This window comes from Kitasatospora sp. NPDC127111 (genome assembly GCF_042677465.1).
GTDB lineage: Bacteria > Actinomycetota > Actinomycetes > Streptomycetales > Streptomycetaceae > Kitasatospora.
On sequence record NZ_JBHXTG010000077.1, the window covers coordinates 1 to 25,677 of the forward strand.

22 protein-coding genes are annotated in these 25,677 nt (G+C 74.5%); 9 read left to right on the forward strand and 13 right to left on the reverse strand.

The genetic code is table 11. The features are described 5' to 3' along the window. Positions 1 to 402 precede the first annotated feature (402 nt). Positions 403 to 1,407 carry a stage II sporulation protein M gene (locus tag ACFVHB_RS33095; protein ID WP_380329590.1) on the reverse strand — a complete coding sequence of 335 codons (1,005 nt, stop codon included), beginning with the start codon at positions 1,405 to 1,407 and terminating at the stop codon, positions 403 to 405. A gap of 233 nt (positions 1,408 to 1,640) precedes the next feature. On the opposite strand from ACFVHB_RS33095, the gene ACFVHB_RS33100 reads away from it, so the two are divergent. Beyond that, on the forward strand, positions 1,641 to 2,576 hold the full coding sequence (locus ACFVHB_RS33100) for an RDD family protein (RefSeq protein ID WP_380329592.1): 936 nt from the start codon (positions 1,641 to 1,643) through the stop codon (positions 2,574 to 2,576). Positions 2,577 to 2,688: 112 nt separating this feature from the next. On the opposite strand, the gene ACFVHB_RS33105 is transcribed toward ACFVHB_RS33100, so the two are convergent. Then, positions 2,689 to 3,324: a hypothetical protein gene (locus ACFVHB_RS33105; RefSeq protein ID WP_380329594.1), complete on the reverse strand. Its 636-nt coding sequence runs from the start codon at positions 3,322 to 3,324 to the stop codon at positions 2,689 to 2,691. 119 nt (positions 3,325 to 3,443) lie between these two features. Between ACFVHB_RS33105 and ACFVHB_RS33110 the strand changes: the two genes are divergently transcribed. Then, positions 3,444 to 3,956: a SigE family RNA polymerase sigma factor gene (locus tag ACFVHB_RS33110; RefSeq protein WP_380329596.1), complete on the forward strand. Its 513-nt coding sequence runs from the start codon at positions 3,444 to 3,446 to the stop codon at positions 3,954 to 3,956. After that, complete coding sequence (locus tag ACFVHB_RS33115; protein ID WP_380329598.1) at positions 3,953 to 5,020, forward strand: hypothetical protein; 1,068 nt, start codon at positions 3,953 to 3,955, stop codon at positions 5,018 to 5,020. Before ACFVHB_RS33110 ends, ACFVHB_RS33115 begins: the two co-directional genes overlap by 4 nt. Positions 5,021 to 5,117: 97 nt before the next feature. Here the strand turns inward: ACFVHB_RS33115 and ahcY are convergent, their stop codons facing one another. The 6 genes from ahcY to ACFVHB_RS33145 form a co-directional block, all read right to left on the reverse strand. Next, the gene (gene ahcY / locus ACFVHB_RS33120) at positions 5,118 to 6,566 is read right to left on the reverse strand and encodes an adenosylhomocysteinase (protein WP_380329600.1); all 1,449 of its coding nucleotides are present in this window, start codon (positions 6,564 to 6,566) and stop codon (positions 5,118 to 5,120) included. 341 nt (positions 6,567 to 6,907) lie between these two features. Beyond that, positions 6,908 to 7,882: a cation diffusion facilitator family transporter gene (locus ACFVHB_RS33125; protein WP_380329602.1), complete on the reverse strand. Its 975-nt coding sequence runs from the start codon at positions 7,880 to 7,882 to the stop codon at positions 6,908 to 6,910. 86 nt (positions 7,883 to 7,968) lie between these two features. Next, positions 7,969 to 9,228, reverse strand: a complete 1,260-nt coding sequence (locus tag ACFVHB_RS33130; protein ID WP_380329604.1) for an SIS domain-containing protein — start codon at positions 9,226 to 9,228, stop codon at positions 7,969 to 7,971. A gap of 75 nt (positions 9,229 to 9,303) precedes the next feature. Further along, positions 9,304 to 9,486, reverse strand: a complete 183-nt coding sequence (locus ACFVHB_RS33135) for a Trm112 family protein (protein WP_380329606.1) — start codon at positions 9,484 to 9,486, stop codon at positions 9,304 to 9,306. A 117-nt stretch (positions 9,487 to 9,603) separates the two neighbouring features. After that, a complete protein-coding gene (locus tag ACFVHB_RS33140; protein WP_380329608.1) occupies positions 9,604 to 11,037 on the reverse strand; it encodes a phosphomannomutase/phosphoglucomutase in 1,434 nt (477 codons plus the stop codon). Between the two features lie 102 nt (positions 11,038 to 11,139). Beyond that, positions 11,140 to 11,592, reverse strand: a complete 453-nt coding sequence (locus ACFVHB_RS33145) for a DUF3499 domain-containing protein (RefSeq protein WP_380329654.1) — start codon at positions 11,590 to 11,592, stop codon at positions 11,140 to 11,142. A gap of 97 nt (positions 11,593 to 11,689) precedes the next feature. Between ACFVHB_RS33145 and ACFVHB_RS33150 the strand changes: the two genes are divergently transcribed. Continuing rightward, a complete protein-coding gene (locus tag ACFVHB_RS33150; RefSeq protein ID WP_313764027.1) occupies positions 11,690 to 12,142 on the forward strand; it encodes a metallopeptidase family protein in 453 nt (150 codons plus the stop codon). 97 nt (positions 12,143 to 12,239) lie between these two features. Here ACFVHB_RS33150 and ACFVHB_RS33155 read toward each other — a convergent pair whose 3' ends face one another. The 3 genes from ACFVHB_RS33155 to ACFVHB_RS33165 all read right to left on the reverse strand — a co-directional run bounded on the left by ACFVHB_RS33155 (position 12,240) and on the right by ACFVHB_RS33165 (position 18,415). After that, entirely contained in the window at positions 12,240 to 13,955 is a 1,716-nt protein-coding gene (locus ACFVHB_RS33155) for a DUF5719 family protein (protein WP_380329610.1), read from the reverse strand. 6 nt (positions 13,956 to 13,961) lie between these two features. After that, positions 13,962 to 17,825, reverse strand: a complete 3,864-nt coding sequence (locus ACFVHB_RS33160) for a glycosyltransferase (RefSeq protein ID WP_380329612.1) — start codon at positions 17,823 to 17,825, stop codon at positions 13,962 to 13,964. A gap of 317 nt (positions 17,826 to 18,142) precedes the next feature. Then, positions 18,143 to 18,415, reverse strand: coding sequence for a WhiB family transcriptional regulator (locus tag ACFVHB_RS33165; protein ID WP_238862849.1), 273 nt, complete (start codon positions 18,413 to 18,415; stop codon positions 18,143 to 18,145). A 612-nt stretch (positions 18,416 to 19,027) separates the two neighbouring features. Here ACFVHB_RS33165 and ACFVHB_RS33170 point away from each other — a divergent pair. The 3 genes from ACFVHB_RS33170 to ACFVHB_RS33180 all read left to right on the forward strand — a co-directional run bounded on the left by ACFVHB_RS33170 (position 19,028) and on the right by ACFVHB_RS33180 (position 22,045). Next, positions 19,028 to 19,657, forward strand: coding sequence for a cysteine dioxygenase (locus tag ACFVHB_RS33170; protein ID WP_380329655.1), 630 nt, complete (start codon positions 19,028 to 19,030; stop codon positions 19,655 to 19,657). Positions 19,658 to 19,736: 79 nt separating this feature from the next. Then, positions 19,737 to 20,747: a 2-phospho-L-lactate transferase gene (cofD, locus tag ACFVHB_RS33175; RefSeq protein ID WP_380329615.1), complete on the forward strand. Its 1,011-nt coding sequence runs from the start codon at positions 19,737 to 19,739 to the stop codon at positions 20,745 to 20,747. Then, positions 20,744 to 22,045 (forward strand): coenzyme F420-0:L-glutamate ligase, encoded by a 1,302-nt coding sequence (locus tag ACFVHB_RS33180; RefSeq protein WP_380329616.1) that lies wholly within the window; start codon positions 20,744 to 20,746, stop codon positions 22,043 to 22,045. Before cofD ends, ACFVHB_RS33180 begins: the two co-directional genes overlap by 4 nt. Positions 22,046 to 22,060: 15 nt before the next feature. On the opposite strand, the gene ACFVHB_RS33185 is transcribed toward ACFVHB_RS33180, so the two are convergent. Then, positions 22,061 to 22,996: a DNA-3-methyladenine glycosylase family protein gene (locus ACFVHB_RS33185; protein ID WP_380329618.1), complete on the reverse strand. Its 936-nt coding sequence runs from the start codon at positions 22,994 to 22,996 to the stop codon at positions 22,061 to 22,063. 54 nt (positions 22,997 to 23,050) lie between these two features. Here ACFVHB_RS33185 and ACFVHB_RS33190 point away from each other — a divergent pair, with 54 nt between their 5' ends. Beyond that, entirely contained in the window at positions 23,051 to 23,542 is a 492-nt protein-coding gene (locus tag ACFVHB_RS33190) for an SgcJ/EcaC family oxidoreductase (RefSeq protein ID WP_380329620.1), read from the forward strand. 78 nt (positions 23,543 to 23,620) lie between these two features. Here the strand turns inward: ACFVHB_RS33190 and ACFVHB_RS33195 are convergent, their stop codons facing one another. Then, a complete protein-coding gene (locus tag ACFVHB_RS33195; protein WP_380329622.1) occupies positions 23,621 to 24,766 on the reverse strand; it encodes a peptidoglycan recognition protein in 1,146 nt (381 codons plus the stop codon). 103 nt (positions 24,767 to 24,869) lie between these two features. Here ACFVHB_RS33195 and ACFVHB_RS33200 point away from each other — a divergent pair, with 103 nt between their 5' ends. Further along, a complete protein-coding gene (locus ACFVHB_RS33200) occupies positions 24,870 to 25,661 on the forward strand; it encodes a TIGR03089 family protein (RefSeq protein WP_380329623.1) in 792 nt (263 codons plus the stop codon). The last annotated feature ends 16 nt before the right edge of the window (positions 25,662 to 25,677 follow it).

Sequence of the window (25,677 nt, forward strand, 5' to 3'; positions counted from 1 at the left end):
GCTGTTGAGTTCTCAAGGAACGGACACTTCCTTCGGACCGCCTTCCAGCGGGCCCTCCGGGCGCTTCGTTCTTTCGTGTTCCCAGCTTATCAGATCCTCGCGGCCGTTCTTACCGGCCTTTGTTTCTCTGAATTCCCGCTGGAGGGATTTCCTTCACTTCGCTCCGAAGCTTATCAAAGCTTTCGGTGTGCTCAGTTCCGGGGTTTTACCTCGTCGGAGGGTGCGCATTTCGTGAAACGCACTCGCCCTCGATTCGGCGGTGTCGTAGACACTAACGCCTGGGACCGGTCGTTGTCCAACCTGTCTCAACCGTTCAAACCTACTAGCCCACCCCTACCACGTCAATGGTTTGGCCGGGATGCGAGAAGAGTAGCAGGTCAGAGGCCTGTCGATCACATCGGCTCAGGCCGCGACCGGCTGCAGGTCCGCCCGGTCGGCCGCGTCCAGGTCGCCGGTTTCGCCGTCGGCCGCCGCCTTCCGGCCCAACACCAGGGCGTAGAGCAGAAAGGCCACCTCGGCCAGCACGCCGATCGAGATCCGGGCCCAGGTGGGCAGCCCGGACGGAGTCACGAAGGCTTCCAGTACGCCGGAGACGGCGAGGACCGTCGCGAGGCCGATGCCCATGCCGATGATGGCGCGGCCCTGTTCCGCGAGTGCGGTCCCGCGGGTGCGCGGGCCGGGATCGATGATCGTCCAGCCGAGGCGCAGGCCGAGGCCGCCGGCCACGAAGACGGCGGTCAGCTCCAGCAGGCCGTGCGGGATGAGCAGGCCGAGGAACACGTCCAACCGGCCTGCCGAGGCCATCAGACCCACGCCGAGGCCCAGATTGAGGACGTTGGTCCACAGCACGAAGAGGACGGGGATGCCCAGGGCGATGCCGTAGAGCAGGCACTGCACGGCGATCCAGGCGTTGTTCGTCCAGACCTGGGCCGCGAACGAGCTCGCCGGGCGGTCCGAGTAGTAGGCCTCGTAGTCACCGCCGGGCCTGGTCATCTCGCGGAGCGTCTCCGGCGTGGCGAGGCTGTTCCGGACCTCGGGGTGGGTCGCCACCCACCAGGCGATCAGGGCGGTGCCGAGCAGGGAGAGCACGGCGACCGGCAGCCACCAGCGGCGGGACCGGTAGAGCGCGGCCGGGAAGCTGACGGTGTAGTAGCGCCCGACGTCCCGCCAGCCGCTGGTCCGGCTACCGGTGACCGCGTCCCGGGCGCGGGACACCAGGCTGGTGAGCCGGCCCTCCAGCGTGGGGTCGGGGGCGGCGGCCTGGACCTTGGCGAGGTGACCGGTCACGCGCTGGTAGAGGGTGACCAGCTCGTCCGCCTCCTCGCCGCTGAGCCGGCGGTTCCGGGCGAGGGCGTCCAGCCGTGCCCACTCCCCCTGGTGGGTGGCGACGAAGACGTCCAGGTCCATTCGGCAGCTCCATGGTCGGCGCGGCGCGCGCGGGCAGGCGGGTGCGGACAGGTGGGCCCAGCATGCCAGGGGTACGAGGCGCCCGGGCGGTCGGGACCTCCCTTCCCGAGTGACGGCGCGGCCCCGTATGTTGACGACTGCAGATCACGGGATCGTGGGGGCCGATCCGACGGACGCTCCCGCCCTCGCGATGCGCGAACCACCACAACCACCGACGGAAACGGACGGGTGTCTTGAGCGACCTGGTGACGGGCGAGGCGGTCGTCCTCGGCCTGCGCACGGCGAAGCTTCCCAGCCGGGCACTGGCGATCGCGCTGGACCTGGCCGTGGAGAGCGCCGCGCTCGTGGTGTTCTCGCTGATGCTGAGTGTCGCCCTGGTCGACCTCGACCCCGCCGGCCTCGCCGCCCTCATGATCGGGCTGACGGTGTTCTTCCTGGTGGCCGTGCCCGTCATGGTCGAGACCTTCACCCGCGGCCGCTCGCTCGGAAAGGCCGCCCTCGGTCTGCGGGCGGTCCGCACCGACGGCGGTCCGATCCGGTTCCGGCACGCGCTGGTGCGCGGGCTGGTCGGCTTCTTCGAACTCATCGTGCTGAGCGGTGTGCCGGCGGCGATCTGCTCGGCGGTCTCCCCGGACGGCAAGCGGCTGGGTGACGTCTTCGCCGGGACGCTCGTGGTCCGCGAGCGCGTACCGGGTGGCGGCAGCGCCGCCAACGCGCTCCCGCCGGTGCACCCGCAGCTGCTGCAGGCGATCGGTGGCGAGCTGGTCGCGCTGGACCTCTCCGCCGTGCCGGAGCCGCTGTGGCTGGCGATCCGGCAGCTGCTCGGCCGGATCGGCCAGCTGGACCCGGCCGTGGCGCACCAGATGTCCGCCCGGCTCGCGGACGACCTCGCGGCCCGCACCGGCCACCCCGTCCCGTACGGGCTGCACCCGGCGGCGTACCTCGGGGCGGTGCTGACCGAGCGCCAGCGGCGCGAGTGGACCCGCGCCCAGAGCCACGCGTTCCAGCAGCAGCTCCAGGCGCCCCCGACGGCCCCCGCGGCCCCGTTCCAGGCGGCTCCGGCCGCTCCGGCTGCCCCGGCCGCCCCCGCAGCACCGCCGGCCGCGGCCCCCGCTCCGGCCCCGGCCCCGCAGCCGGCCCCCGGCACCGGCTTCGCCCCGCCCGCCTGACGCCGACCTCCCGACGCCGGACCCCGGACGCCGAACCCTCCAGCGGCGGACCGCCCGACCGACGACCGCCCGACCGGCGACCGCCCGGCCGCCCGGCCGCCGGAGACGGGCCCTACTCCCCGAACTCCGCCGGCCAGGCGTTCGGCGGCGACTCCAGCTCCTCCAGCTCCACCCCCGCCGCGGCCAGCACCACGTCCCCGGCGAGGTGCACCACCTGCTGCTCGCCCGTCTCCAGGTCCGCGACCTGGTACCGCTCGACCAGCAGCGGACCGGAGTCCGTCTCGTGGGTGTCCACGCCCTCCAGCAGCCACCCCTGGTCGAAGGTGCGCGGCGCCAGCACCGGCTCGGTGAACGCCACCAGTCGCACCTTCGCGCTCGCCCCCTCCCGCAGCCGCAGCAGCCGCGCGGTGGCGACCAGGAAGGCCGGCGAGCGCCCGGCGAAGCCGTGGGCCCGGTCGTACCCCTCCACCGCGTGCTCCCCGCCCGGGTCGGCGGCGTCGGTGCGCACCCACGCCACGCCGTCGACGGCGCCGCCCCGGACCTGCCAGCCGCCCGCCCGCAGCTCCATCCGCAGCGGCCGGGCGCGCGAGTCCAGCGTCAGGTCCACCGTGCCGAGGACGCGGCCGTCCGGCGCGTAGGTCTTGGAGACGTACCGCCAGCCGGCCGGGCCGGGCGCGCAGCTGAAGCGCTCCTCGCCGAGCAGCACGTGGTCATGGGCGTCGTGGAGCGAGTACCGGCCGTTGGGCATGCCCGAAAGCCTACGTCGGCGATCCACCGCGACCGGCGTGCAACGTTCGGGGCGGGTCCGCGCATTAGGGGGTGGACGGCGCCGAGCGGCGCCTCGGGTTCGAGGGGAAGGGGGCAGGGATGGCGAGGCACACGCGCGACGCGGAGTTCACCGAGTACGTGGCGTCCCGGAGCGGCTGGTTACGCAAGGTCGCCTATCTGCTGTGCGGCGACTGGCACCGCGCGGACGACCTGGTCCAGGAGAGCGTCACCAGGCTCTACGTGCACTGGTCGAGGGCCGGCCGGGTCGAGAACGTGGACGGCTACGCCCGCAAGGTGCTGGTCAACGTGTTCCTGGCCGAGCAGCGCTCGCCCTGGTGGCGGCGGACGACCCGCAGCGGCATCGAGACGGACGGGGTGAGCCCGAGCGTCGACCTCGACGCCTCGCTCGACCTGCGGCAGGCGCTGGCCGCGCTGCCGCCCCGCCAACGCGCCACCGTGGTGCTGCGCTACTACTGCGACCTGACGATCGACCAGGCCGCCGAGGCACTGGGCTGTTCGCCGGGCAACGTCAAGAGCCAGACCTCGCGCGGTCTGGACACCCTCCGCAGCAGCCTCACCGCCCGCCCCGTCGCCGCAGAGAGGACGTCATGACCAGCAACGAGTTCCGCGACCTCGCCGAGCAGCTGGCCGCCCTGGCGGAGGAGCCGGCACCACCGGCCGCCCTGGACACCGCCTGGGCGCTGCGGAAGGGGCGGGCCCGGCTGCGCCGCCGAAGGGGGGCCGTGGTCGGCGCGGTGGCGGCCGCGACCGCGGTGGTCCTGGCGGGCACCTCGCTGCTCCAGCCGGGCGGGGGTGCCGCCGCACCCGCCGTACTTCCCCCGCCGACGGTCACGGCGAGTCCGGCCCCGAGCGCCACCCCGACCCGGGCCGGAGTGGACCCGCTGACCACGGAGGTCCGGTTCGGCTGGCTGCCGGACTGGGTGGGCGGCCAGAGCGGCGTCGGCTACCACACCGGGTACCACGGCATCTTCGCCCAGGCCTTGGGCAGGGGCGAGAACGCCCCGCGGATCATCCTCACGCTGTACCCGGCCGGTCCCGAGCCGGAGGCCGAGGGGTTCAGCGGACGCCCGGAGAAGACTCCGGCACCCCCGGTCAACGGGCAGCCGGCCTTCTGGCTGACCGACTCGGACCCCACCACCCACGTGAACGACCGCCTGCTGCGCTGGCAGACCCCGTCGGGCCGGTGGGCCCAGATCCGGGCCTACGGCGGCCGCCCCGCCGACATCGCCGACGACGTGCTGGTCCGGGTGGCGAACGGCGCCGAGTACGGGAAGTGGAACGTTCCGCTGCCCGTGCGGTTCGCCCCCCTGCCCGAGGTGTTCAAGGCCAGCGACGTGAGCCTGTCGAAGCCGTCGCCGCTCGGGGGCGCCTGGGACCTGTGGCTGATGTTCCAGTTCGAGGGCAAGAACGTCTCGGTGACCATGGAGCCGGACGGCCGCGTGCCCAGCGCCTTCCCCACCGGCACGGACGGCGCGACCTACACCGACCCGAACGCGCCGACCTGTCAGGTGAAGAACGGTGTGAAGGTCTGCGTGGGCGTGGGCATGGGCATCGCGCCGTCGCTGGAGCAGATCGGTGGCCTGGAGGGCCTGCTCGCCCGGACCGAGGCGCTCGGCGTGGACGAGAGCCGCTGGACCACCGACGTCCTGAACTGAAGCCGGACGCGCCGGTGGCCGGCCCCCCGCCCGGGGCGCCGGCCACCGGCGTCAGCGTCGGCGTCTGCCTCCGCGTCCGCGTCCGCGGATCAGCGGATCAGTAGCGGTACTGCTCCGACTTGTACGGGCCCTCGACCGGGACGCCGATGTAGTCGGCCTGGTCCTGGGTCAGCGTGGTCAGCTTCACGCCCAGCGCGTCCAGGTGCAGGCGGGCGACCTTCTCGTCCAGGTGCTTGGGCAGCACGTAGACGCCGATCGGGTACTGCTCGGTCTTCGTGAACAGCTCGATCTGCGCGATCGTCTGGTTCGCGAAGGAGTTGGACATCACGAACGACGGGTGGCCGGTCGCGTTGCCCAGGTTCAGCAGGCGGCCCTCGGAGAGGACGATGATGGTGCGGCCGTCGGCCTTGCGCCACTCGTGGACCTGCGGCTTCACCTCGGTCTTCACGACACCCGGCAGCTGGGCCAGGCCGGCCATGTCGATCTCGTTGTCGAAGTGGCCGATGTTGCCGACGATGGCCTGGTGCTTCATCCGCTCCATGTGGGAGGCCAGGATGATGTCCTTGTTGCCGGTGGTGGTGATGAAGATGTCGGCCGTCTCGACGACCTCGTCCAGGGTGGTGACCTGGTAGCCGTCCATCGCCGCCTGGAGCGCGCAGATCGGGTCGATCTCGGTGACGATGACGCGGGCGCCCTGGCCGCGCAGCGACTCGGCGCAGCCCTTGCCGACGTCGCCGTAGCCGCAGACGACCGCGACCTTGCCGCCGATCAGCACGTCGGTGGCGCGGTTGATGCCGTCGATCAGCGAGTGGCGGCAGCCGTACTTGTTGTCGAACTTCGACTTGGTGACCGAGTCGTTGACGTTGATGGCCGGGAACAGCAGCTTGCCGTCACGGTGCATCTCGTACAGGCGGTGGACACCGGTGGTGGTCTCCTCGGTCACGCCCTTGATGGTGGCGGCGACCTCGGTCCACTTGTTCGGGGTGTCCTTCAGGGTGCGGTTGAGCAGCTCCAGGATGATCCGGAACTCGTCGTTGTCCGCGGTGGACGGGTCCGGAGCGGCACCGGCCTTCTCGAACTCGACGCCCTTGTGGATCAGCAGGGTGGCGTCACCGCCGTCGTCCAGGATCATGTTCGGGGTCTGGCCGTTCGGCCAGGTGAGCGCCTGCTCGGTGCACCACCAGTACTCCTCCAGGGTCTCGCCCTTCCAGGCGAAGACCGGCACGCCCTGGGGGTTCTCCGGGGTGCCCTCCGGGCCGACCGCGATGGCGGCGGCGGCGTGGTCCTGGGTGGAGAAGATGTTGCAGGAGCACCAGCGGACCTCGGCACCGAGGGCCGTCAGGGTCTCGATCAGGACGGCGGTCTGCACGGTCATGTGCAGCGAGCCGGTGATCCGGGCGCCGGCCAGCGGCTGGGAGGCGGCGTACTCGGCGCGGATCGCCATCAGGCCGGGCATCTCGTGCTCGGCCAGCTGGATCTCCTTGCGGCCGAACGGCGCCAGGGAAAGGTCGGCGACCTTGAAGTCACCGGTGATGTCGGTCGACATGCGTCTGCTCCTCGCGGATGGGGTGGGGCAATGGCCAAGGTCCTGTGGGTGCGTCGCAGCACGGCGAGGCGCACGGGTGCGCGGCAACGCCGGGTCGGTCCCGGTCCACGGGGTGGGCCGGCTCCCTGCTGCTCAGCACAAACCGTCGGAGGACCTCTCTCCCTCGACCGGCGCGCGCCCTCGTGGGCACGACCGCCGATCGACCGCCATCAGCAGCGACGTTCTGGCTCTGGTGACGAATCTACACCGGCGGCCCCGGGGGCCGGCTCGGTATGACCGATTTCGGCCGCGGCCGGTCGGCGCGCACGGGCCCGGTACGTGACGGGCCCGGCGCCCCGGCCTCAGTGCGCGCGCGGCACCGGACCGCCGGGGGTGGCGAACGGGTCGTCGCCCGCGGCCTCCTTCTCGGCGCTGTAGATGTCGGGCTCCAGGTAGATGACGCGGGCGATCGGGACGGCCCGGCGCACCCGCACCTCGGCGGCGTCGATCGCCTCGGCGACCTGCGCCGCGGTGTCCTCCGCGTTGACCGCGATCTTGGCGGCGACCAGCAGCTCCTCCGGGCCGAGGTGCATGGTCCGCATGTGGATGACGCGGGTGACGTTGTCGTGGTCCACCAGGGCGTCGCGGATCTCGGCGACCACCTCCAGGTGGGCGGATTCGCCGATCAGCAGCGACCTGGTCTCCATGGCCAGCACGAGCGCGATGGCGATCAGCAGCAGGCCGATCGCGAGGGTGCCGACGCCGTCCCAGACGCCGTCCCCGGTGATCGCGGTCAGGCCGACGCCGAACAGCGCCAGCACCAGGCCGATCAGCGCACCGGTGTCCTCCAGCAGGACGACCGGCAGCTCCGGCGCCTTGGCCCGGCGGATGTACGCGGGCCAGCCGTGCGCGCCCTTGTCCTTGACGGCCTCGCGGTAAGCCGTGAAGAAGGACCAGGCCTCCAGCACGATGGCGAAGACCAGCACGCCGATCGGCCAGTACCAGTTGTCCAGCTCGTGCGGGTGGGCGATCTTCTCGTAGCCCTCGTAGACGGCGAACATGCCGCCGACGCTGAACAGCACGATCGAGACCAGGAAGGCGTAGATGTAGCGCTCGCGCCCGTACCCGAAGGGGTGTTCGGGGGTGGCCTTCCGCTCGGAGCGCTTGCCGCCGACCAGCAGCAGCACCTGGTTGCCGGAGTCGGCCAGCGAGTGGACGCCCTCCGCCAGCATCGAGGACGACCCGGAGAACGCGAAGGCCACGAACTTGCTGGCCGCGATGCCCAGGTTCGCGGACAGAGCCGCGACCAGGGCCTTGGTACCGCCTTCGGTGCTCATGCTCGGGAGGGTCCCTCCGCCGGGGGCCGTACAGCCCGCGCTCAGTCCTTGTCGAGCGCATACGGTACCGGGCCGCCGCGGCGCGATCAGGACTGTGCGGCCGCGAGCCCCAGGTAGACGGCGGCGAAGTCGGTGAGCGCGACCAGGTCCGCGAGGGCGTGCAGCGGCTCGGTCCGGGTGCTGGCGTACTCGGTGAGCCGGACGTCGTGCGCGGCGGCCAGCCGGTGGGCCCGGGCGGCGCCGAAGCCGCGCGGGCCCTCGTCGGCCGGCACCTCGGCCGGGCCCGCGTCCTCCTCGGCGGGCGCGGGGCTGCCGGGCGTCGCCGGGGCGTGCCGCAGCAGCAGCACCTGGAGGTGCAGCGGGTCCGGCTCCTCGACCCGGTCGCGGAAGAAGTCGTCGGGGTCGGCGCCGGCGCCGAGCTGTCCGGGGAACATGCCCCGGTGCGCGGTGAGCACCTGGGGCAGCCGGCCGGCCAGCGCCGGGCGGCCGGCCCGGTCGGCGAGCTGGGCGGCGAACCGGACGGCGGCGGCCTCGGCCACCGGGCCCTCGGCCCAGAGCAGCGGGACGGTGCCGGCCAGCCGGGCGGCGAGGCCCTTGGCCGGATTGGTGTACGCGGCGGCGTCCGGCCGGCAGCGGACGGCGGTCGCGTCCAGCAGGTCGGCGGTGGCGGCCGGCGCGTCGTACGGCAACTGGGTGACGCCGAGCTTCTGGGTGAGGGCGAGCAGCGGGGTGAGGTGGGCCCAGAGGGCGGCCGGGTCCTCGGCCGGCAGGTCGGGCTCGGCAGCCCGGCCGGCCGGTGCCGTGCCGTCGTCGGGCAGGTTCGGCGGCACGTACGGCAGCGGCAGGGCGCGCACCTGGAGGGCGGCCTCGGCCAGCGGGCTGCCGGCCGGGGCGGTGACCACGATGGCGCAGCCGCGGGCGTACGCCTGCTCGGCGAGGGAGACCAGGCCCTGCTCGCCGCCGTCGGCGGAGCTGATCACCAGCAGGTCGAGCGGTCCGGCCCAGCCGGGGAGCTGCCAGGCCAGCCCGGCGGTGAAGGCGGGCGGGGCGGCGGCCCGGTCGGTGTGCGGGACGGCGGCGACGTCGGCCGGCGGCAGCGGGACGACCAGGACGGAGGTGCCGGCGAGGGCGGCGAGGATCTCGCCCGCCGTCAGGGCGCTGCCGTGGCCGGCGACCAGCACCGCGCGGGGGCGGCCGTCGGGGCGCAGCCGGTCGATCCCGGCCGCGTCGGCGAGCCGCAGGGCGGTGCGGACCCGGGCGCCGGCGCCCGCCAGGGCGAGCAGGGCACGGTCGTGGTCGGCGCGCTGGAGGGCGGCCGGGTCGTCGAGCAGGGTGTCGTCGAGCATGCGGCGGGCCTCCGGCTCCGGCTGGGCGCTGCGGACGGGGCGGGTGTCCGCGGGCGCGGTGTCCGCCCCCAAGGATCAGGCCGGGCGGCGGGCCTCGTCCACCAGCAGCACCGGAATGCCGTCCCGGACGGGGTAGGCGAGGCCGCAGCTCTCGCCGGAGCAGACCAGCTCGGGGTGGTCCTCGCTGCCGCCCTCGGTGAGCGCGGCCCGGCACTGCGGGCAGACCAGGATCTCCAGCAGGAAGGATTCGAGCTTCATGGTGTTCGGGCTCCCAGGTTCGGGTGGCAGGGGTCTCAGGGGTGACGCGGCGGTGCCCCGGCCGAGAGGAAACCCTACCGGCCGGGGCACCCCGGGCGTGCGTCAGGCGCAGGCGGTTCAGGCGCGCACGATGGCGAGGACGCCGTCGCGCAGCTCGGCCATCCTGGCCGGGTCCTTGGCCTCGACGTTGAGGCGCAGCAGCGGCTCGGTGTTGGAGGCGCGCAGGTTGAACCACCAGTCGGGGCCGGCCACGGTGAGGCCGTCCAGCTCGTCCACGGTGGTGCCCTCCAGGCCGGCGTAGGCGGCGCGGACGGCGGCGGAGCGGTCGGCCTGGTCGGCGACGGTGCTGTTGATCTCGCCGGAGGCGGCGTAGCGGTCGTACTCGGCGGTGAGCGCGGAGAGGGTGCCCTGCTGCCCGCCGAGGGCGGCCAGCACGTGCAGCGCGGCGAGCATGCCGGTGTCGGCGCGCCAGAAGTCGCGGAAGTAGTAGTGGGCGGAGTGCTCGCCGCCGAAGACCGCGTCGGTCTCGGCCATCTCCTGCTTGATGAAGGAGTGGCCGACCCGGGTGCGGACCGGCTTGCCGCCGAGCTCGCGGACCACCTCGGGGACGGTCCAGGAGGTGATCAGGTTGTGGATGACGGTCGGCTCGGCCTCGCCGGCGGCCCTGGCCCGGGCGATCTCGCGGGCGGCGACCAGCGCGGTGATGGCGGACGGGGAGACCGGCTCGCCGCGCTCGTCGACGACGAAGCAGCGGTCGGCGTCGCCGTCGAAGGCCAGGCCGAGGTCGGCGCCGGTCTCGCGGACCTTGGCCTGCAGGTCGACCAGGTTCTTCGGGTCGAGCGGGTTGGCCTCGTGGTTGGGGAAGGTGCCGTCCAGCTCGAAGTACATCGGGACGAGCTCGATCGGCAGTCCGTCGAAGACGGTCGGCACGGTGTGGCCGCCCATGCCGTTGCCGGCGTCGACGGCGACCTTGAGCGGGCGGATCGCGGTGAGGTCGACCAGGCCGAGCAGGTGGTCGGCGTAGCCGCGCAGGGTCTCCTGGGTGGAGAGGGCGCCGGGCTTCACGTCGCGGGCGGGGACGGTCACGGTGTCGTCCTCGGCGGTCCAGGACTCGACCAGCTCGCGGATCTCGGCGAGGCCGGTGTCCTGGCCGACGGGGGCGGCGCCGGCCCGGCAGAGCTTGATGCCGTTGTACTGGGCCGGGTTGTGGCTGGCGGTGAACATCGCGCCGGGCAGGTCGAGCTTGCCGCTGGCGTAGTACAGCTGGTCGGTCGAGCAGAGGCCGATCTCGACCACGTCGGAGCCGTAGGCCGCGGCGCCCTCGGCGAAGGCCCGGCTGAGCGACGGCGAGGAGGGCCGCATGTCGTGGCCGACCACGATCGCGGTCGCTCCGGTGACCTGCACGAACGCGGCGCCGAAGGCCCGCGCGAGGTTCTCGTCCCACTGGTCCGGGACCACGCCTCGTACGTCGTACGCCTTCACGAGCTGCTTGAGGTCGCGCACTGCGGCTCCACCCTGGTTCTCTGTCTGATCGGCGGGCTGGTCGCCCATGGTCACGATACGTCCGAGGACGGCACCTGTCGGTACCCGGACAGGGGGGCAGCGTACCGGGAGGCGGCGAAGGGGCGGATTCCGGTGCGGGCGGGCGCCGGATCAGTTGTCCGGCGAGCGCAGTACGCGCAGGTGCCCGCGGCGGCCGGCCTCGGTGGACTCGCCCTCGGGGCCGCGGCCCTGACGGGGGGTCTGCGGGCGGGCGGCCTCGCGGACGGCGTTGGCGAGCGCTTCGAGGTCGTCGCTGCTGCGGCGCAGCGGTCCGGCCTCGGCGGCGAGCCGGACGACCTCCCAGCCGCGCGGGGCGGTGAGGCGCTCGGCGTGTTCGGCGCACAGGTCGTAGCAGTGCGGCTCGGCGTAGGTCGCGAGCGGACCGAGGACGGCGGTGGAGTCCGCGTAGACGTACGTCAGCGTCGCGACGGCCGGTCGGCCGCACGCGGTCCGCGAACAACGACGTACAGAGCTCACGAGGGTGGACGGTACAGCACTCCTCGCCGGGGAGCGAAGACCGCCTGTACGGAGGGTGTGCCGTGTCGCGGTCCGCGCGCCTCGCACGCCCCCCGTCACCCGCTCGTGTGCGCCTGCCGCCCCGGGCGATTCGCGGCCGGAGTGGTCCACTTCCGACCGTCCAAGGACTACCCTCGGCAGTGATATGGACAGCTCTGCACCGCAGTCATCGACGGGACCTTCGCGCCGTCCCCGGCACCGCGACCGGCACGGCAGGGGGCTGCGCGGCCCGCTGGCGCCGCCGCAGGTGCCGATCTCGCTCACCCGCTCCGAACTGTTCGACGACTACGTGCGCGAGTCGGTGGAACGGCTCGAACGGCGTTGGCCGCAGTTGATCGAGGTGGAGTTCGCCGTCCAGGAGGTGCCGCTGCACGAGGCGGACGGACCGGACGCGGACGGCGGGGTGCCGCTGGGGCGGGTGTCGCCGGGGCGGCAGGGCCGGAAGAGCCAGATCGTGGTGTACCGGCGGCCGGTGGAGATCCGGGCGAAGTCGCGCGAGGACCGCGCGGCGCTGGTGCACGAGATCCTGATCGAGCAGGTGGCGGAGCTGCTGGGGCTGTCGCCGGACGCCATCGACCCGCGGTACGACGAGGACTGAATCCGGAACGTCGGGGTGCCCGGGGCGTCGGCCGCCGGAAGCGAACGGAAAGGGGCGGTACCCGGCCGGGTACCGCCCCTCGTCCCGTCGTCGGGGGTCAGCGCAGCACGACGCCCGGGTTCTGGGCGGCCTGCGGCACCTTGACGCTGCTGCGGTCGTCGCGCAGCCCCTGGATGGTGAACATCGGGACGTCCTTGGCGGGGAGGGCGAGCATCCGGGCGGCCGTCACGGGGCCGCCGGAGACGGTCTCCACGGTGAGCGCGTAGCTGCCGTTGAGCCCGCCGGGCTCGGGCGCCGGGAAGGCGACCGTGCCGCCGGCCGGCAGCTGGACCTCCTTGCTGACCGGGGTGCCGCCGCCGGTGCCGGCCGAGGCGGTGACCTTGACGGTGGCGGCCTCGCCGGCGGAGGTGAGGAACAGCGTGCTCGCGCCGCCGCCGCGGTTGTCGGCCACCGTGGCGCGGGCGCCGACCGGGACGGTCCCGGTCAGCCAGGCGGCGTCGGACTTGCCGTTCTGGCCGGCCCGGTCGACCCGCAGGCCGACCACCACCGGGGTGGGGTGCTTGTCGTCGCTGGGCGACAGCCGCAGGCCGGCCACCTCGTCGCGGGTGACCTTGCCGAGGTCGACGGCGGCCACCATGCCGGCCTTGACGTGGATGGACTCGTTGCCGGCCGGGGTGAACCAGCCGTTCTTGCCGGAGAGCTGGATCTTCAGGTCGGCGTCGTCCTCCGGCGGCGCCCAGACCACCAGGCGGGCGCCGGCGGTGTCGGCGGGCAGACCGGGCAGCACCTGGGTGGGCGCCGGGTCGGCCGAGGCGGGCACCCAGTCGGCGCCCTTGCTGCCGTCGGCCGCGTGCAGGGCGGCGCCGACCCGGCCGGTGCGGACGACGACGTGCACGGCGAGGTCGGTGACCTGGCCCTTGCTGATGGTCGGCAGCAGGACGGACTGGGAGCTGCCGGGGGCGACGGAGATGCCGTTGGCGGCGTCGTTCTCGATCAGGCCCTTGTCGCCGTACAGCTTGATGTCGACGACGGCGGCGGTGGCCTCGGTGTTGACCAGGCTGACGTAGTCGGTGCGGTCGCCGGCCGTGCTGGCCCCGGCGAACCAGAAGCTGGTGCCGGCCGGGGTGCAGGTGATGCCGGACAGGCCGATCCCGCGCTGCTCGGTGACGGTGGTGGTCTGGGAGACCGTGAAGCCGGGTGCCAGGGCGCCGGTGGCGACGGCCCCGGTGCCGGGGGCGGTGTCGCCGTTCGCGGCGGGGCCGGTGACCGGGGTGCCGGGCTTGGCCAGGGTCAGCCGGGCGTCGGCGGGCGCGCCGCTCTTGGCCGGGGCGGGCGCACCGGTGGCGGGCGCACCCGGGGCGGACGGCGCCGGGGTGGCCGGGGCCGACGGCGCGGCCGCGGAGGGCGTCGCCGAGGGCGCGGCGGTGGGCGGGGTGGCGGGGGCCGCCGCGTCGGAGATCCAGCCGGCGCCGCCGGCCGCGGCGCCGTCCCCGGCCGCACCGCCGGGCGGGGTGTACGCCGTGAGGATGGTCGAGCCGGTCAGGCTCTGCAACGGCTGCGGGCAGACCACCGCCGTCCGCTCGACCTGCGCCGTGGTGGCCGTGCCGGCGTCGCCGGCGGCCGGGGTGGCCGGCGGGCGCAGCTCGGCGATGCCGAACACCACCGCGAGCACCGCGGCGGCGGCCAGCAGCGACTGGGTGGTCTTCGTCCCGCCGCCGGAGGGGGCGGCGTCGGCGGCGAACCCGGTGGTGCCGTCCAGCGGCGCGGGAGCGTCCTGGGCCTTCGGCTTCTTCTTGAACGCGGGCTTCTTCATCGCGGGTCAGCTCCCCGATCCGTGGTGGTGCGGGTACCGGCCCGGCCCGTTGGGGTGGTTGGGATCATGCGGGTCATTCGGGTCGTAGTACGCCTCGCCCTGCGGCTGCCCCGGCACCCACGGCTGCTGCCCGTCCTGCTGGTAGGGGTCGAAGCCGTACTGCGGGTCCTGCGGGTACTGCTCGTAGCCCGGACCGCCGTCCTGCGGGTAGGCCGGCTGCTGGTAGCCGTCGGAACCGTAGCCCTGGCCGCCGCCGTAGGGCGCGGCCATCGGCTGCTGGGCGGTGTACGGGTCGTAGCTGTACGGGTCGGCCTGCTGGTAGCCCTGGTACGGGTCGGCGTACGGCTCGGCCTCCTGGACGGCGGCGGCCGCCCGGACCGCCTCCACCGGCGGCTCGCCGACGGGCTGCGCCGGGACGGGACCCGGCCGGCCCTCGTAGACGCCGCCGTCCGCGTCGCCGGCCTCGCCGCCCTCGCGCTCGGCCATCCGGCGGGCCCGGCGGCTGCCCGGGGCGGGCGCCTGCGCCTGGGCGGCGGCGGCCAGCGCGGCGGCGGCGACCACCTCCTCGGGCAGGTCGTCGTCGTTGTGGTTGCGGCGGCCGGGCAGGGCCAGCACCAGGACGGTCAGGCCGAGCAGCAGCTGCGCCCAGATCCAGCCGGTGTGCAGCAGGCTGCCCTCGCGGGTGACGACCAGCGTGCCGCCGCCGGCCGGGAGCTTGAAGCCCTGCGCCCAGCCGTCGACGGTGGTGGCCTCCAGCGCGGTGCCGTCCAGGGTGGCCTTCCACTCGGGGGCGGCGGCCTCGGCGAGGCGGAGCACCCGGCCCTCGGGGCCGGCCGGGACGGCCGTGTCGATGTCGCGCTCGCCGGACGGGACCACCACCGGGGCGGCGCCGGGGGCGGTGATCAGGGCGCGGGTCGCCGGGGTGCCGTTGACCTGCCAGAGCGCGGCGCCGCCGTCCTGGTTGGCCTTGACCAGGCCGGGGGTGGTGTCCAGGACGTCCTTGAAGGCGCCGATGGCCGGCTTGTCCACCAGGACGTAGGCGATGCCGTAGCCGGCCAGCGCGCCGGCCTGGTCCGCGCCGGAGCCGGCCAGCAGGCTGCCGACCACCTTGTTCAGGCCCTCGGTGGTGCCGGTGGCCGGGTCCACGGTGGACTCGGCCTGGCCGAGCGTCAGGCCGGCGCCGCGCACCAGGGTGTACGTGACCGAGCCGCCCTTCGGGTCGCCGGTGACGACCAGGGTGCGGGCCCGGTCGGTGGTCCCGGCCTCCTCGGCGATGAAGGCGGGCACCTGGGCGGAGCGGTCGCGGTGCAGCGGGCCGTCGGCGCCGGTGACGGCCCACCAGATCCCGGTGCCCAGCGGGGCCAGCACGGCGGCGGCCACCACCAGGGCGGCGACCGGCTGGCGCCAGCCGAAGGCGATGCCGGCCACGCGGGCGTTGGCGCCGTCGGCACCGATCGCGGCGGCGGCCAGCAGGGCGATGCCGGCGAGCAGCGAGGCCGGGCCGGCCCAGGCGGGCACGCCCGGGCCCCCGGAGGCCGGGGTCACCGTGGTGCCGGCCACCGCGACCGCGAAGACCATGCCGGCGCCGGCGGCGCCCCAGGCGGCGAGCACCGCGCGGCGGCGGTCGGCGCGCAGCAGGGCGGCCAGCGCGGCGAGCACCACGCCCGCCGAGAGCCAGACCGGCGGCACCCCGGCGCCGCCGGGGTTGACCAGCACCAGCCCGAGCGCGCTCGCACCGCCGCCGTGCAGGCCGGGCAGGCCGGCCTCCAGCAGCAGCCGCTGCGGGTGCGCGAGCACCTGCAGCGACCAGGGCGCGAGCACCCCCACCGGCACCGCGAGGATCACCAGGACGCGCAGCCCGAGCAGGCGCAGCGCCTCCCCGCCGGAGCCGAACGCCCCGCCGCGCACCACCGCGGCGGCCAGCGCGGCCAGGCAGAGCGGCACGGCCAGCGCCCAGACCAGCGGGACGAAGGCGGTGGCCAGGGTGAGCAGCAGGACGGTCATCCAGACCGGCCGCCAGCCGGGCCGGGCGCCCTTGGCCGCGCTCTCGGCGCGGATGCCGAGGCCGGCGCCGATCGCGGCGGCGCGGGCCAGCGGCGGCAGCAGCACGGCCAGCACGGCGGTGCCGATCCGGCCCTGGGCGAGCGCGCCGGTGGCGGCGGGCAGCAGCGCGTAGGTGGCGCTGGCCCAGGCGCGGACCAGCTTGGAGTCGATCAGCGGCCGGGAGACCAGGTAGGCGCTGACGGCGGAGAGCGGCACGGCGAGGACGACCAGCAGGGTGACCGCGAGGTCGGCGTGGTCGAACAGCATCCAGGAGAGCACCGACAGCACGCCGAGGTACGGCGGCGCGGCGGCGGTGGAGCCGGTGCCGACGGGGTGCCAGGCGTCCGCGTACATCGACCAGAGGCCGCCGGCGCCGTCGGTGGCGGGCAGCAGGGCACCGCCGAAGAGGTCGCCGCCGCCGAGCAGGCCGCGGCAGGCGGCCAGGGCGAAGAGCAGCAGGGCGGTGAAGAGCACCGGTGCCGGGCGCCGGGCCAGCTTCTTGATCAGCGCGAACTGCTCGACGACCAGGTCCTCGGCGTCCTCGTCGCCCGGACCGGCCTCGACCGAGCCGTGCCGGCCGGCGCCGGAGTCGTCGGCTCCCCCTATGCCGAGGGAGCTGATCGCGCCCTCGACGGCGAGCCGGGCGGTGGCGCCGGGTGCGGGGAAGAGCGTGCGGTCGTCCAGGGCGTCGGCGGCCCTGGTCCGGGCCCGGCGCTTGCGGGCGAGCAGCAGCCGGGGCAGCCGGACCAGCTCGTGGCCGAGGCCGGCGAGTTCGTCGAAGGCCTGCTTCGGGTCCTTGCCGAGCAGGTTGGTGACGACCCGCAGCAGGGTGCCGAGCACCAGGCGGAGCAGGACGTAGGGGAAGAGCGCGCCCTTGGAGTTGGCGAGCAGGGTGTAGACGGCGCCGGCCTTGTCCACCCGGTGCGGGTGGGACGAGGCGCAGTCGATCGAGCGGCGCTCGCGGCTGGCCGCCTCGGCGTGCCGCAGCACGGCGTCGGGGGCGACCACGACGCGGTGGCCGGCGGCGTTGACCCGCCAGCAGAAGTCGGTGTCGTCGCGCATCAGCGGCAGCGCCCGGTCGAAGCCGCCGAGCTCCTCGAAGACGTCGCGGCGCACCAGCATGCCGGCGGTGGAGACGGCGAGCACCGGGCGGACCTGGTCGTGCTGGCCCTGGTCCTGCTCGCGGCGGTCGAGGCCGGTCCAGCGGCGGCCGGAGCGGGCGATGGTGACGCCGACCTCCAGCAGCTGGCGGCGGTCGTACCAGCTGCGCAGCTTGGGGCCGACGACGGCGGCGCTGGGCGTGGAGTCGGCGACCTGGAGCAGCCGGCGCAGGGCGTCGGTCTGCGGTTCGCAGTCGTCGTGCAGCAGCCAGAGCCACTCGACCGGCTGGGTCTCGCGCGGGCCGCCGCGGCCGAGGTCGTCCTCGTGGCCGAGCGGGTCGCCGAAGTCGTCCCAGCCGCCGGTGACCGGGTCGTACCCGGAGGGGTCGAGCCGGTAGGGGAGGTCCTCCGGGCGCAGCGGCGGGCTGTTGAAGACGGCCTCGCCGACGGCGGTGCCGAAGCCGGCCCGGCGGCTCAGGATGGTCGGGCCGCTCTCGGGCAGCCAGTCGGCGAGGGTGTCGGCGAGCAGCTGCGGCGAGTTGTCGGTGGAGCCGGTGTCGACGGCGAGCACCCGCTGGACCTGGCGGTCCTGGCCGAGCAGGCCGGCCAGGGCCTGCGGCAGCCAGCGGGCGCCGTCGTGCGAGACGATCACGGCGGTGACCAGGTGGCGCGGGTAGGCGGGCGGCCTGGCAGCGGTGAAGCCGCTCTGGTGGCTGTAGACGGTCATCGAGTGCGCGGGCCCCAGTTCTCGGTGGACACAGCCGGTGAACGGCAACCGGATGGCGCACCACACTAACGGCTCCGGATGGCCTCTTCGTCCGCGGTGCCGTGGAGAGGCTGTGGACGGGGGACGCCCGGCGGGCCCGCCCCGGCCGCGGAATCACGAATGCGGCCGCGCGAACAGGAGAGCGGGCCGCAATCACGAGATCGGGCGCGGAAATGGCGGAAACGGGCCGGGAACACGAAAGCGCCCCACCACGGCGGTGAGGCGCCCGTACGAATGTGTGACTGTCGAAAGGTCGGCTGGGCCAGGGGCCGACCCGTTCAGACCGCGCTCTTCTTGAGCCGCCGGCGCTCACGCTCGGAGAGACCGCCCCAGATGCCGAAACGCTCGTCGTTGGCGAGGGCGTACTCCAGGCACTCGGAGCGGACCTCGCAGGCGAGGCAGACCTTCTTGGCCTCGCGGGTGGAGCCGCCCTTCTCCGGGAAGAAGGACTCGGGGTCGGTCTGGGCGCACAGTGCGCGCTCCTGCCAGCCGAGTTCCTCTTCGTCCTCCTCGATGCCGTCACCGATCAACAGCTCAAAGAGCTCGCTCATGTGGCGCGCCTCCTCTGCCCCTATTTGGCGTCCCCGTGGTTGCCGTTGCCTCGTGCGGCCGACGACACGAGTGAAATTACAGTTGCGTCACTCTGGCCCAGTCAAGCCGAGCTCTGGTATTGGGGTCGGGATTCACTCCCCGGCACCAAGCTGTTACGAATAGTGTACATATTCGGACAGATCGGACTTGTCGCCCGAACGCCGTCGAACCATCCGCAACCTTGCGCCGAGTGACACGCAGTCACCATCACAGGCCGGTCATCGGCCTCCTTCCCGGCGATCTTCTCATCGAAACATAGAGGGTGATTTATCACCCCATCGGGTACTTCTGACCCAAGTCGCCCGAATGCCCCAGATCCCCGCTTGACACCGGGCCGCCGGGTGCGGTCTCCTTTCTCCCATGTCAGAGTTCACCAGCCCCCGGAGCGGTTCCGCGCTCCGCCGTGCCGTGAACCCTTGTTGTCGCCTCTGTTCCTGCTGTAGCTAGGCGCCCGCGTCCCACCGCGCGCCGCCCAGGAAGCACAGAGGCCGCCCGCGATTCCCGCCCCAGGACATCCCGGATCCGGCTGATCCCCGACGAACCAGCCGTACTCCGAGGACGACCCCGTGCGAATGCCCCGCCTCCGCCACCGGAACCGCGACCGCAACAAGACCGCCCGCCGCACCCTCGCGCCGAGCACCCCTCCCCCGGCCACCGCCACCCCCGGCCGCACCTGGACCGACGGCCTGAGCGACGTCTCCATCGCCGGCGACCCGCTCGCCTTCCCGCACCTGGCCCGCACCGACCTGCCCACCCACCCCACCACCGTCGCCGACCACGCCCGGCTGGTCCGCGAGATCGCCGCGGACCGGGCGCGCTGGGAACCGCTGGTCCGCTACGACGCGCTCACCCGCTGGTACGCCCGACTGGAGACCGGGCCCGGCTACGAGGTCTGGCTGCTCAGCTGGCTGCCCGGCCAGAGCAGCGGCTTCCACGACCACGGCACCTCCTCCGGCGTGCTGACCGTCGTCCGGGGCGAGCTGATCGAGCGCTCCCTCACGCACGCGGGCGAGGGTGCGCGCACCCTGCGCCCCGGCGGCCAGCGGGTGTTCTCCCCCGGCTACCTGCACGAGGTGGTCAACGGCGCGCTGGAACCGGCCGTCTCCATCCACCTCTACACGCCGGGCCTGACCGAGATGAACCAGTACGGCGGCGGCGCCGTCCCCGAGCAGCACCCGCAGCAGCAGGCCGAGGTCCGCTGACGGCGGGCGGTGGCGGCACCGGTCGACGGCAGGTCGACGGTCGGGCCGACGACCTGACGGTCCGTGGCAGGATGGGCGCATGCGCATCGTGGCACTGGCAGGCGGGATCGGCGGAGCGCGTTTCCTGCGCGGACTCCGGGAGGCCATCGGTCCGGAGGACGAGATCACCGTCATCGGCAACACCGGTGACGACATCCACCTCTACGGCCTGAAGGTCTGCCCCGACCTCGACACCGTCATGTACACCCTCGGCGGCGGCATCCACGAGGAGCAGGGCTGGGGCCGCGCCGACGAGACCTGGTCGATCAAGGCCGAGATGAAGGAGTACGGCGTCGGGCCCGAGTGGTTCGGCCTCGGCGACCGCGACTTCGCCACCCACCTCGTCCGCAGCCAGATGCTCACCGCCGGGTACACCCTCAGCCAGGTCACCGAGGCGCTCTGCGTGCGCTGGCAGCCGGGTGTGCGGCTGCTGCCGATGAGCGACGACCGGGTCGAGACGCACGTGAGGATCACGGACGAGGCCGGCACCCGGGCGGTCCACTTCCAGGAGTACTGGGTCAGGCTGCACGCCGCCGTCGACGCCGAGGCGATCATCCCGGTCGGCGCGGACACCGCCAAGCCCGCGCCCGGCGTGTTGGAGGCCATCGCGGCCGCCGACGTGATCCTCTTCCCGCCGTCCAACCCGGTCGTCTCGATCGGCACCATCCTCGCTGTCCCCGGCATCCGGGCCGCGATCGCCGCGGCCTCCGCGCCGGTGGTCGGGCTCTCGCCGATCATCGGCGGGGCGCCGGTGCGCGGCATGGCCGACAAGGTGCTCGCCGCCGTCGGCGTCGAGGCCACCGCCGAGGCGGTCGCACTCGACTACGGCGGCAGGGCCGCGCTGCGGAGCAGCACGGGCGAGGACGGTGGCGGGCGACGGGAGGGCCTGCTGGACGGGTGGCTGGTGGACACCGCCGACGAGGCCGCGGTCGCCGCCGTCGAGGCCGGGGGGATCGCCTGCCGGGCCGTCCCGCTGCTGATGACCGACGTCGCGGCCACCGCCGAGATGGCCCGGGCCGCACTGGCGCTCGCCGAGCAGGTCCGGGCGTGAACCCGGCCGCCCTGCAGGTCATCCCGGTCGGCGGCCTGCCGGAGATCGACCCCGGCTCCGACCTCGGCGCGCTGATCGCCAAGGCCGGCGACTACCAGGACGGCGACATCCTGCTCGTCACCTCGAAGATCGTCAGCAAGGCCGAGGGCCGGGTGCTGCACGCCGTCGACCGCGAGGCCGCGATCGACGCCGAGACCGTCCGGGTGGTCGCCCGGCGCGGCCCGGCCCGGATCGTCGAGAACCGCAACGGCTTCGTCATGGCCTCCGCCGGCGTCGACGCCTCCAACACCGCCCCCGGCACCGTGCTGCTGCTGCCCGAGGACCCGGACGCCTCCGCGCGCGCCCTGCGCGCCCGCCTCCAGCAGCTCACCGGGCGCCGGCTCGCCGTCGTCGTCACCGACACCTTCGGCCGGCCCTGGCGCAACGGGCTCACCGACGTCGCCATCGGCGCCGCCGGACTCCCCGTCCTGGAGGACCACCGCGGCCGCAGCGACAGCCACGGCAACGAGCTGACGCTCACCGTCACCGCCACCGCCGACGAGCTGGCCGCCGCCGCCGACCTCGTCAAGGGCAAGGCCACCGGCACCCCGGTCGCCGTGGTCCGCGGCCTCGGCCACCTGGTCACCGCCGAGGACGGCGACGGCGCCCGGCCGCTGGTCCGCCCCGCCGCCGAGGACATGTTCCGGCTCGGCACCTCGGAGGCCCTGCGCCGGGCCGTCACGCTGCGGCGCACCATCCGCGCCTTCGGCCCCGACCCGGTCGACCCCGGTGCCGTCCGCCGCGCGGTCGCCGCCGCCGTCACCGCGCCCGCCCCGCACCACACCACGCCCTGGCGGTTCGTGCTGCTGGAGTCCCCCGGGACCCGGACCGCGCTGCTGGACGCGATGCTCGCCGCCTGGCAGCGCGACCTTCGCGAACTCGACGGCTGGGACGACGCCCGGATCGCCCGGCGCACCGCCCGCGGCGACGTCCTGCGCGCCGCGCCGTACCTGGTCGTCCCCTGCCTGGTGATGGACGGCTCGCACGACTACCCCGACGAGCGCCGCGCCACCGCCGAACGGGAGATGTTCACCGTCGCCATCGGCGCCGCCGTGCAGAACTTCCTGGTCGCCCTCACCGGCGAGGGCTACGGCTCCGCCTGGGTCTCCTCCACGATGTTCTGCCGCGACACCGTCCGCGCCGCCCTCGACCTCCCCGCCCACTGGGACCCGATGGGCGCCGTCGCGGTCGGCCGCCCCGCCGAGCCGCCCCGCGACCGCCCGGCCCGCAGCGCCGACGCCTTCATCGAGGTGCGGTAGGGCCCGCCCGGCGGCTCACCTGCCACGGTGGTCGTTGGGGGTGAGGCGGGGGCCGTAGCGGGGGGCGTGGGTGCCGGTGCTCAGCAGGAGGCGGCAGAGGCGGTGGCGGTGGGGGCGGTAGGGCTCCAGCAGGGCGAGCATCTGCGCGTCGTCGCTGCGGGGGCGGCCGGCCAGGGCCCAGCCGACCAGGTTGGGGAGGTGGTAGTCGCCGACCGAGACCGCGTCCGGGTCACCGTTGCTGCGCTGGAGCGTCTCGGCGGCCGTCCAGACGCCGACGCCCGGGACGGCGGTCAGCCGGGCGAAGGCCTCGGCCTGGTCCATCGCCGACGCCTCCTCCAGCCGGGGGGCCAGCCGGACGGCACGCTGGACGGTCGCCGAGCGCTTGGGGTCGACGCCCGCGCGGTGCCACTCCCAGCTGGGGATCAGCGACCACTCCCGGGCCGAGGGCGCCACCCGCATCCCCTCGGCCGGCCCGGGTGCCGGGGTGCCGAAGTCGCGCAGCAGGATCCGCCAGGCGCGGTACGCCTCGGAGGTGGTGACCTTCTGCTCCAGGATCGCGGGCACCAGTGACTCCAGGACCAGCCCGGTGCGGGTGAGCCGCACGCCGGCCGCACGCCGCTGGGCCTCCCGCAGCGGACCGGGCGGCAGCATCAGGCCCGCCGGGTCGTCGTCCGCGCCGAGCAGGGCCGGCAGCCGGTCCAGCAGCCACTCCGCGCCCGGGCCCCAGGCGCTCGCCTCGACCGTTCCCTCGGCCGGGCGGGCCAGCACCCGCAGCGTGCCGATGCCGGCCGGGGTCCGGGACGCCCGCCACACCGCGCCGTCGCCGGTGGTCCGGTACGCGGGGTCGGCGGGACCGCGGCGCAGCGGCAGCAGCGTCCGGCCCGCGTCCAGCGGGAAGCCCGGCCGCCACCGGCGGACCGTCGCAGGCCCGGTCGCAGCGTCGCCCGTCACCACCGCTCATCTCCTCCGCTGTCCGGCTCCACCGCCTTCGTCGACCATGGGGATATGAACGATACGCGGCTGCCGGAGCTGTCCCCCGCGGACGAGAGCGCCGTCCGCGCGCTCTACCACCGGGCGCTGGACGGCTGGAACCTGCGGGACGGCGCGGCCTTCGCCGGGCCGTTCGCCGAGGAGGGGGAGGTGATCGGCTTCGACGGCACCCGGTACGACGGGCGGTCGGTGATCGCCGCCGAGCTGGGGCGGGTCTTCGCCGACCACGCCACGCCCGAGTACGTCGCCAAGGTGCGCAAGGTCCGGGCGCTCGGGCCCGGGGTGGTGCAGCTGGACGCCGTCGCGGGGCTGGTGCCGGACGACGCCGAGGACCTCGATCCGGCACTCAACGCCCTGCAGACGGTGATCGCGGTCAACACGGGCGCGGGGTGGCGGATCGCGCTGATGCAGAACACCCCGGCCCGCTACGACCTCCGGCCGGACCTCGCCCGGGCGCTCACAGCGGAGCTGCGCGCCTTGATCGGGCGGGGTCCGGGGCCGGTGTAGCGGAGGTCCGGGGGAGGGGGCCGGGGTAGCGGAGGTCCGGGGGCGAGGGCCGGTGCAGCGGAGGTCCGGAGGCGGGGGTCAGCGCCCCTGGAGGTGGGCGGCCCAGGAGCGGATGTCGCCGAGCCGGTCGTAGAGGCCGCCGCCGGGGCATTCGGTGCTGAAGGCGTCCCGGTGGCCGGAGACGGTGGCGAAGGAGACGACCGTGCCCTTGGGGTAGCGGCTCTGCGAGGAGCCGGAGGTCAGGTCGGTCGCGCCGCCGGCGTCCTGGCCGGTCAGACCGAGCTTCCAGGCGGCGATCTTGCTGACGCCGTCGACCAGCGCCTGCTCCGGGCCGGTCGAGGTGAAGGTGCCGAGCGCGGCGACGCCCGTGGTGTCGGTGTTGAAGCCGAGGGTGTGCGCGCCGAACACGGGCTGGTCGACGCCGCCGGCCCGGCCCTCGTAGATGGTGCCGCAGCGGTCGACCAGGAAGTTGTAGCCGATGTCCCGCCAGCCGTTGCTCTGGACGTGGTACTGGTAGATCGCCCGGATCATCTGCGGTGCGTCGCTGCACGCGTAGTCGGTGGCGGTGGCGGTGTGGTGCACGAAGACCGCGCGGACCGGCCCGGTGTAGACGAAGCCCGGGTCGCGCAGCGACTCGTCGGCGCCCCAGCCGGCCCGGGTGACGATGCCCGGCCGCGGCGCCTCGTGGTCGGCCCGCCGGGCGGGTGACGATTCGGCCGGAAGGGTGCGCGGGGCGGTGGGTGCGGCGGTGGCGCCGTGTCCGGGGTCGACCAGCTCGGCCCGCAGCCCGGTGGGCAGGCCGCGCGGACCGGGGGTGACCTCGATGGCCACGCCGTCGCTCGGACCGGTCCACAGCGGCGTCGAGGCGCCCCGCGCACCGGCCCGGCCGTCCCGCTCGTCGGGCGCGTCCTCGCCGTCGATGTCCAGGTGCTGCCACTCGCTCCACGCGCCGGTGGCGATGCTGCGGGTCCGGACCCGGACCGAGCCGCCCTCCAGCGAGCCCCGCGGGTCGTCCCAGCTGACCCCGACGAGTGAGAAGGGCTTGGTGGTCCGCTTGGAGGACCCGTGCTCGCTGTGGGCGAGCGGCAGGGTCGTCACCGATCCGCCGCCGGCCGAGGTGCGCCGGGTCGGGGCCGGGTCGGTGACGGCGCCGACGGCCAGGGGCTGGAGGAGCAGGGCGGCGACGCAGCCGGCGGCGGCGCCCGCAAGAAGTGAGATACGCATAAAAAGGATATTGACGACAAACCGCTTCTGACGCCACGCCAGTTCACCCCCGTCCGGCACCCCTCCCGGTCGCCCGCCCGAAGGCCGTAGGCTGGGACGCACCATGACTGCGCCTTTCGCTGCCGATGCCCGCACCCCCGTCGAGCTGCTGCACGCATACCTGCGAGGTGGCACTCCCTCAGTCGACCCCGCGGCCCCGCTGGTCACGTTCTACGACGACGCCACCGGCGAACGGGTGGAGCTCTCCGCCCGGACCTTCGACAACTGGGTGGCCAAGACCGCCAACCTCCTCCAGGACGAGCTGAACGCCGGACCGGGCGACCGGGCCGCACTGCTGCTGCCCGCCCACTGGCAGAGCGCCGTCTGGCTGCTCGCCTGCTGGTCCGTCGGCGTGACGGCGGTGCCCGGCGGCGAGCCCGGCGAGGCCGACCTGGTGGTCAGCGGCCCGGACGGCCTGGAGGCCGCCCAGGCGTGCGGGGGCGAACGGGTGGCCCTCGCCCTGCGCCCGCTGGGCGGGCGCTTCCCGCAGCGCCCGGACGGGTTCCTGGACTACGCCGCCGAGGTGCCCGGCCAGGGCGACCGGTTCGCGCCGTACTCCCCCGTCACGCCGGACGCGCCCGCGCTGGAGACCGAGGTGGACGGCCTGCCGCTGAAGCTGACCGGCGAGCAGACCGTGCAGCTGGCCCGCGAGGGCGCGGTCCGGCTGGGCGTCAAGGCCGGCGACCGGGTGCTCTCCACCCTTTCGTACGACGACTGGGCGGGTCTGGAGGCCGGCCTGCTGGCCCCGCTCGCGGCCGGCGCCTCCGTGGTGCTCTGCCGCAACTCCGAGGGCCTGAGCGCCGAGCAGTGGGAGAAGCGGACCGAATCCGAACGGGTGACACTGCGCCTCGGGTAACCGCCCGCTCCGGCCC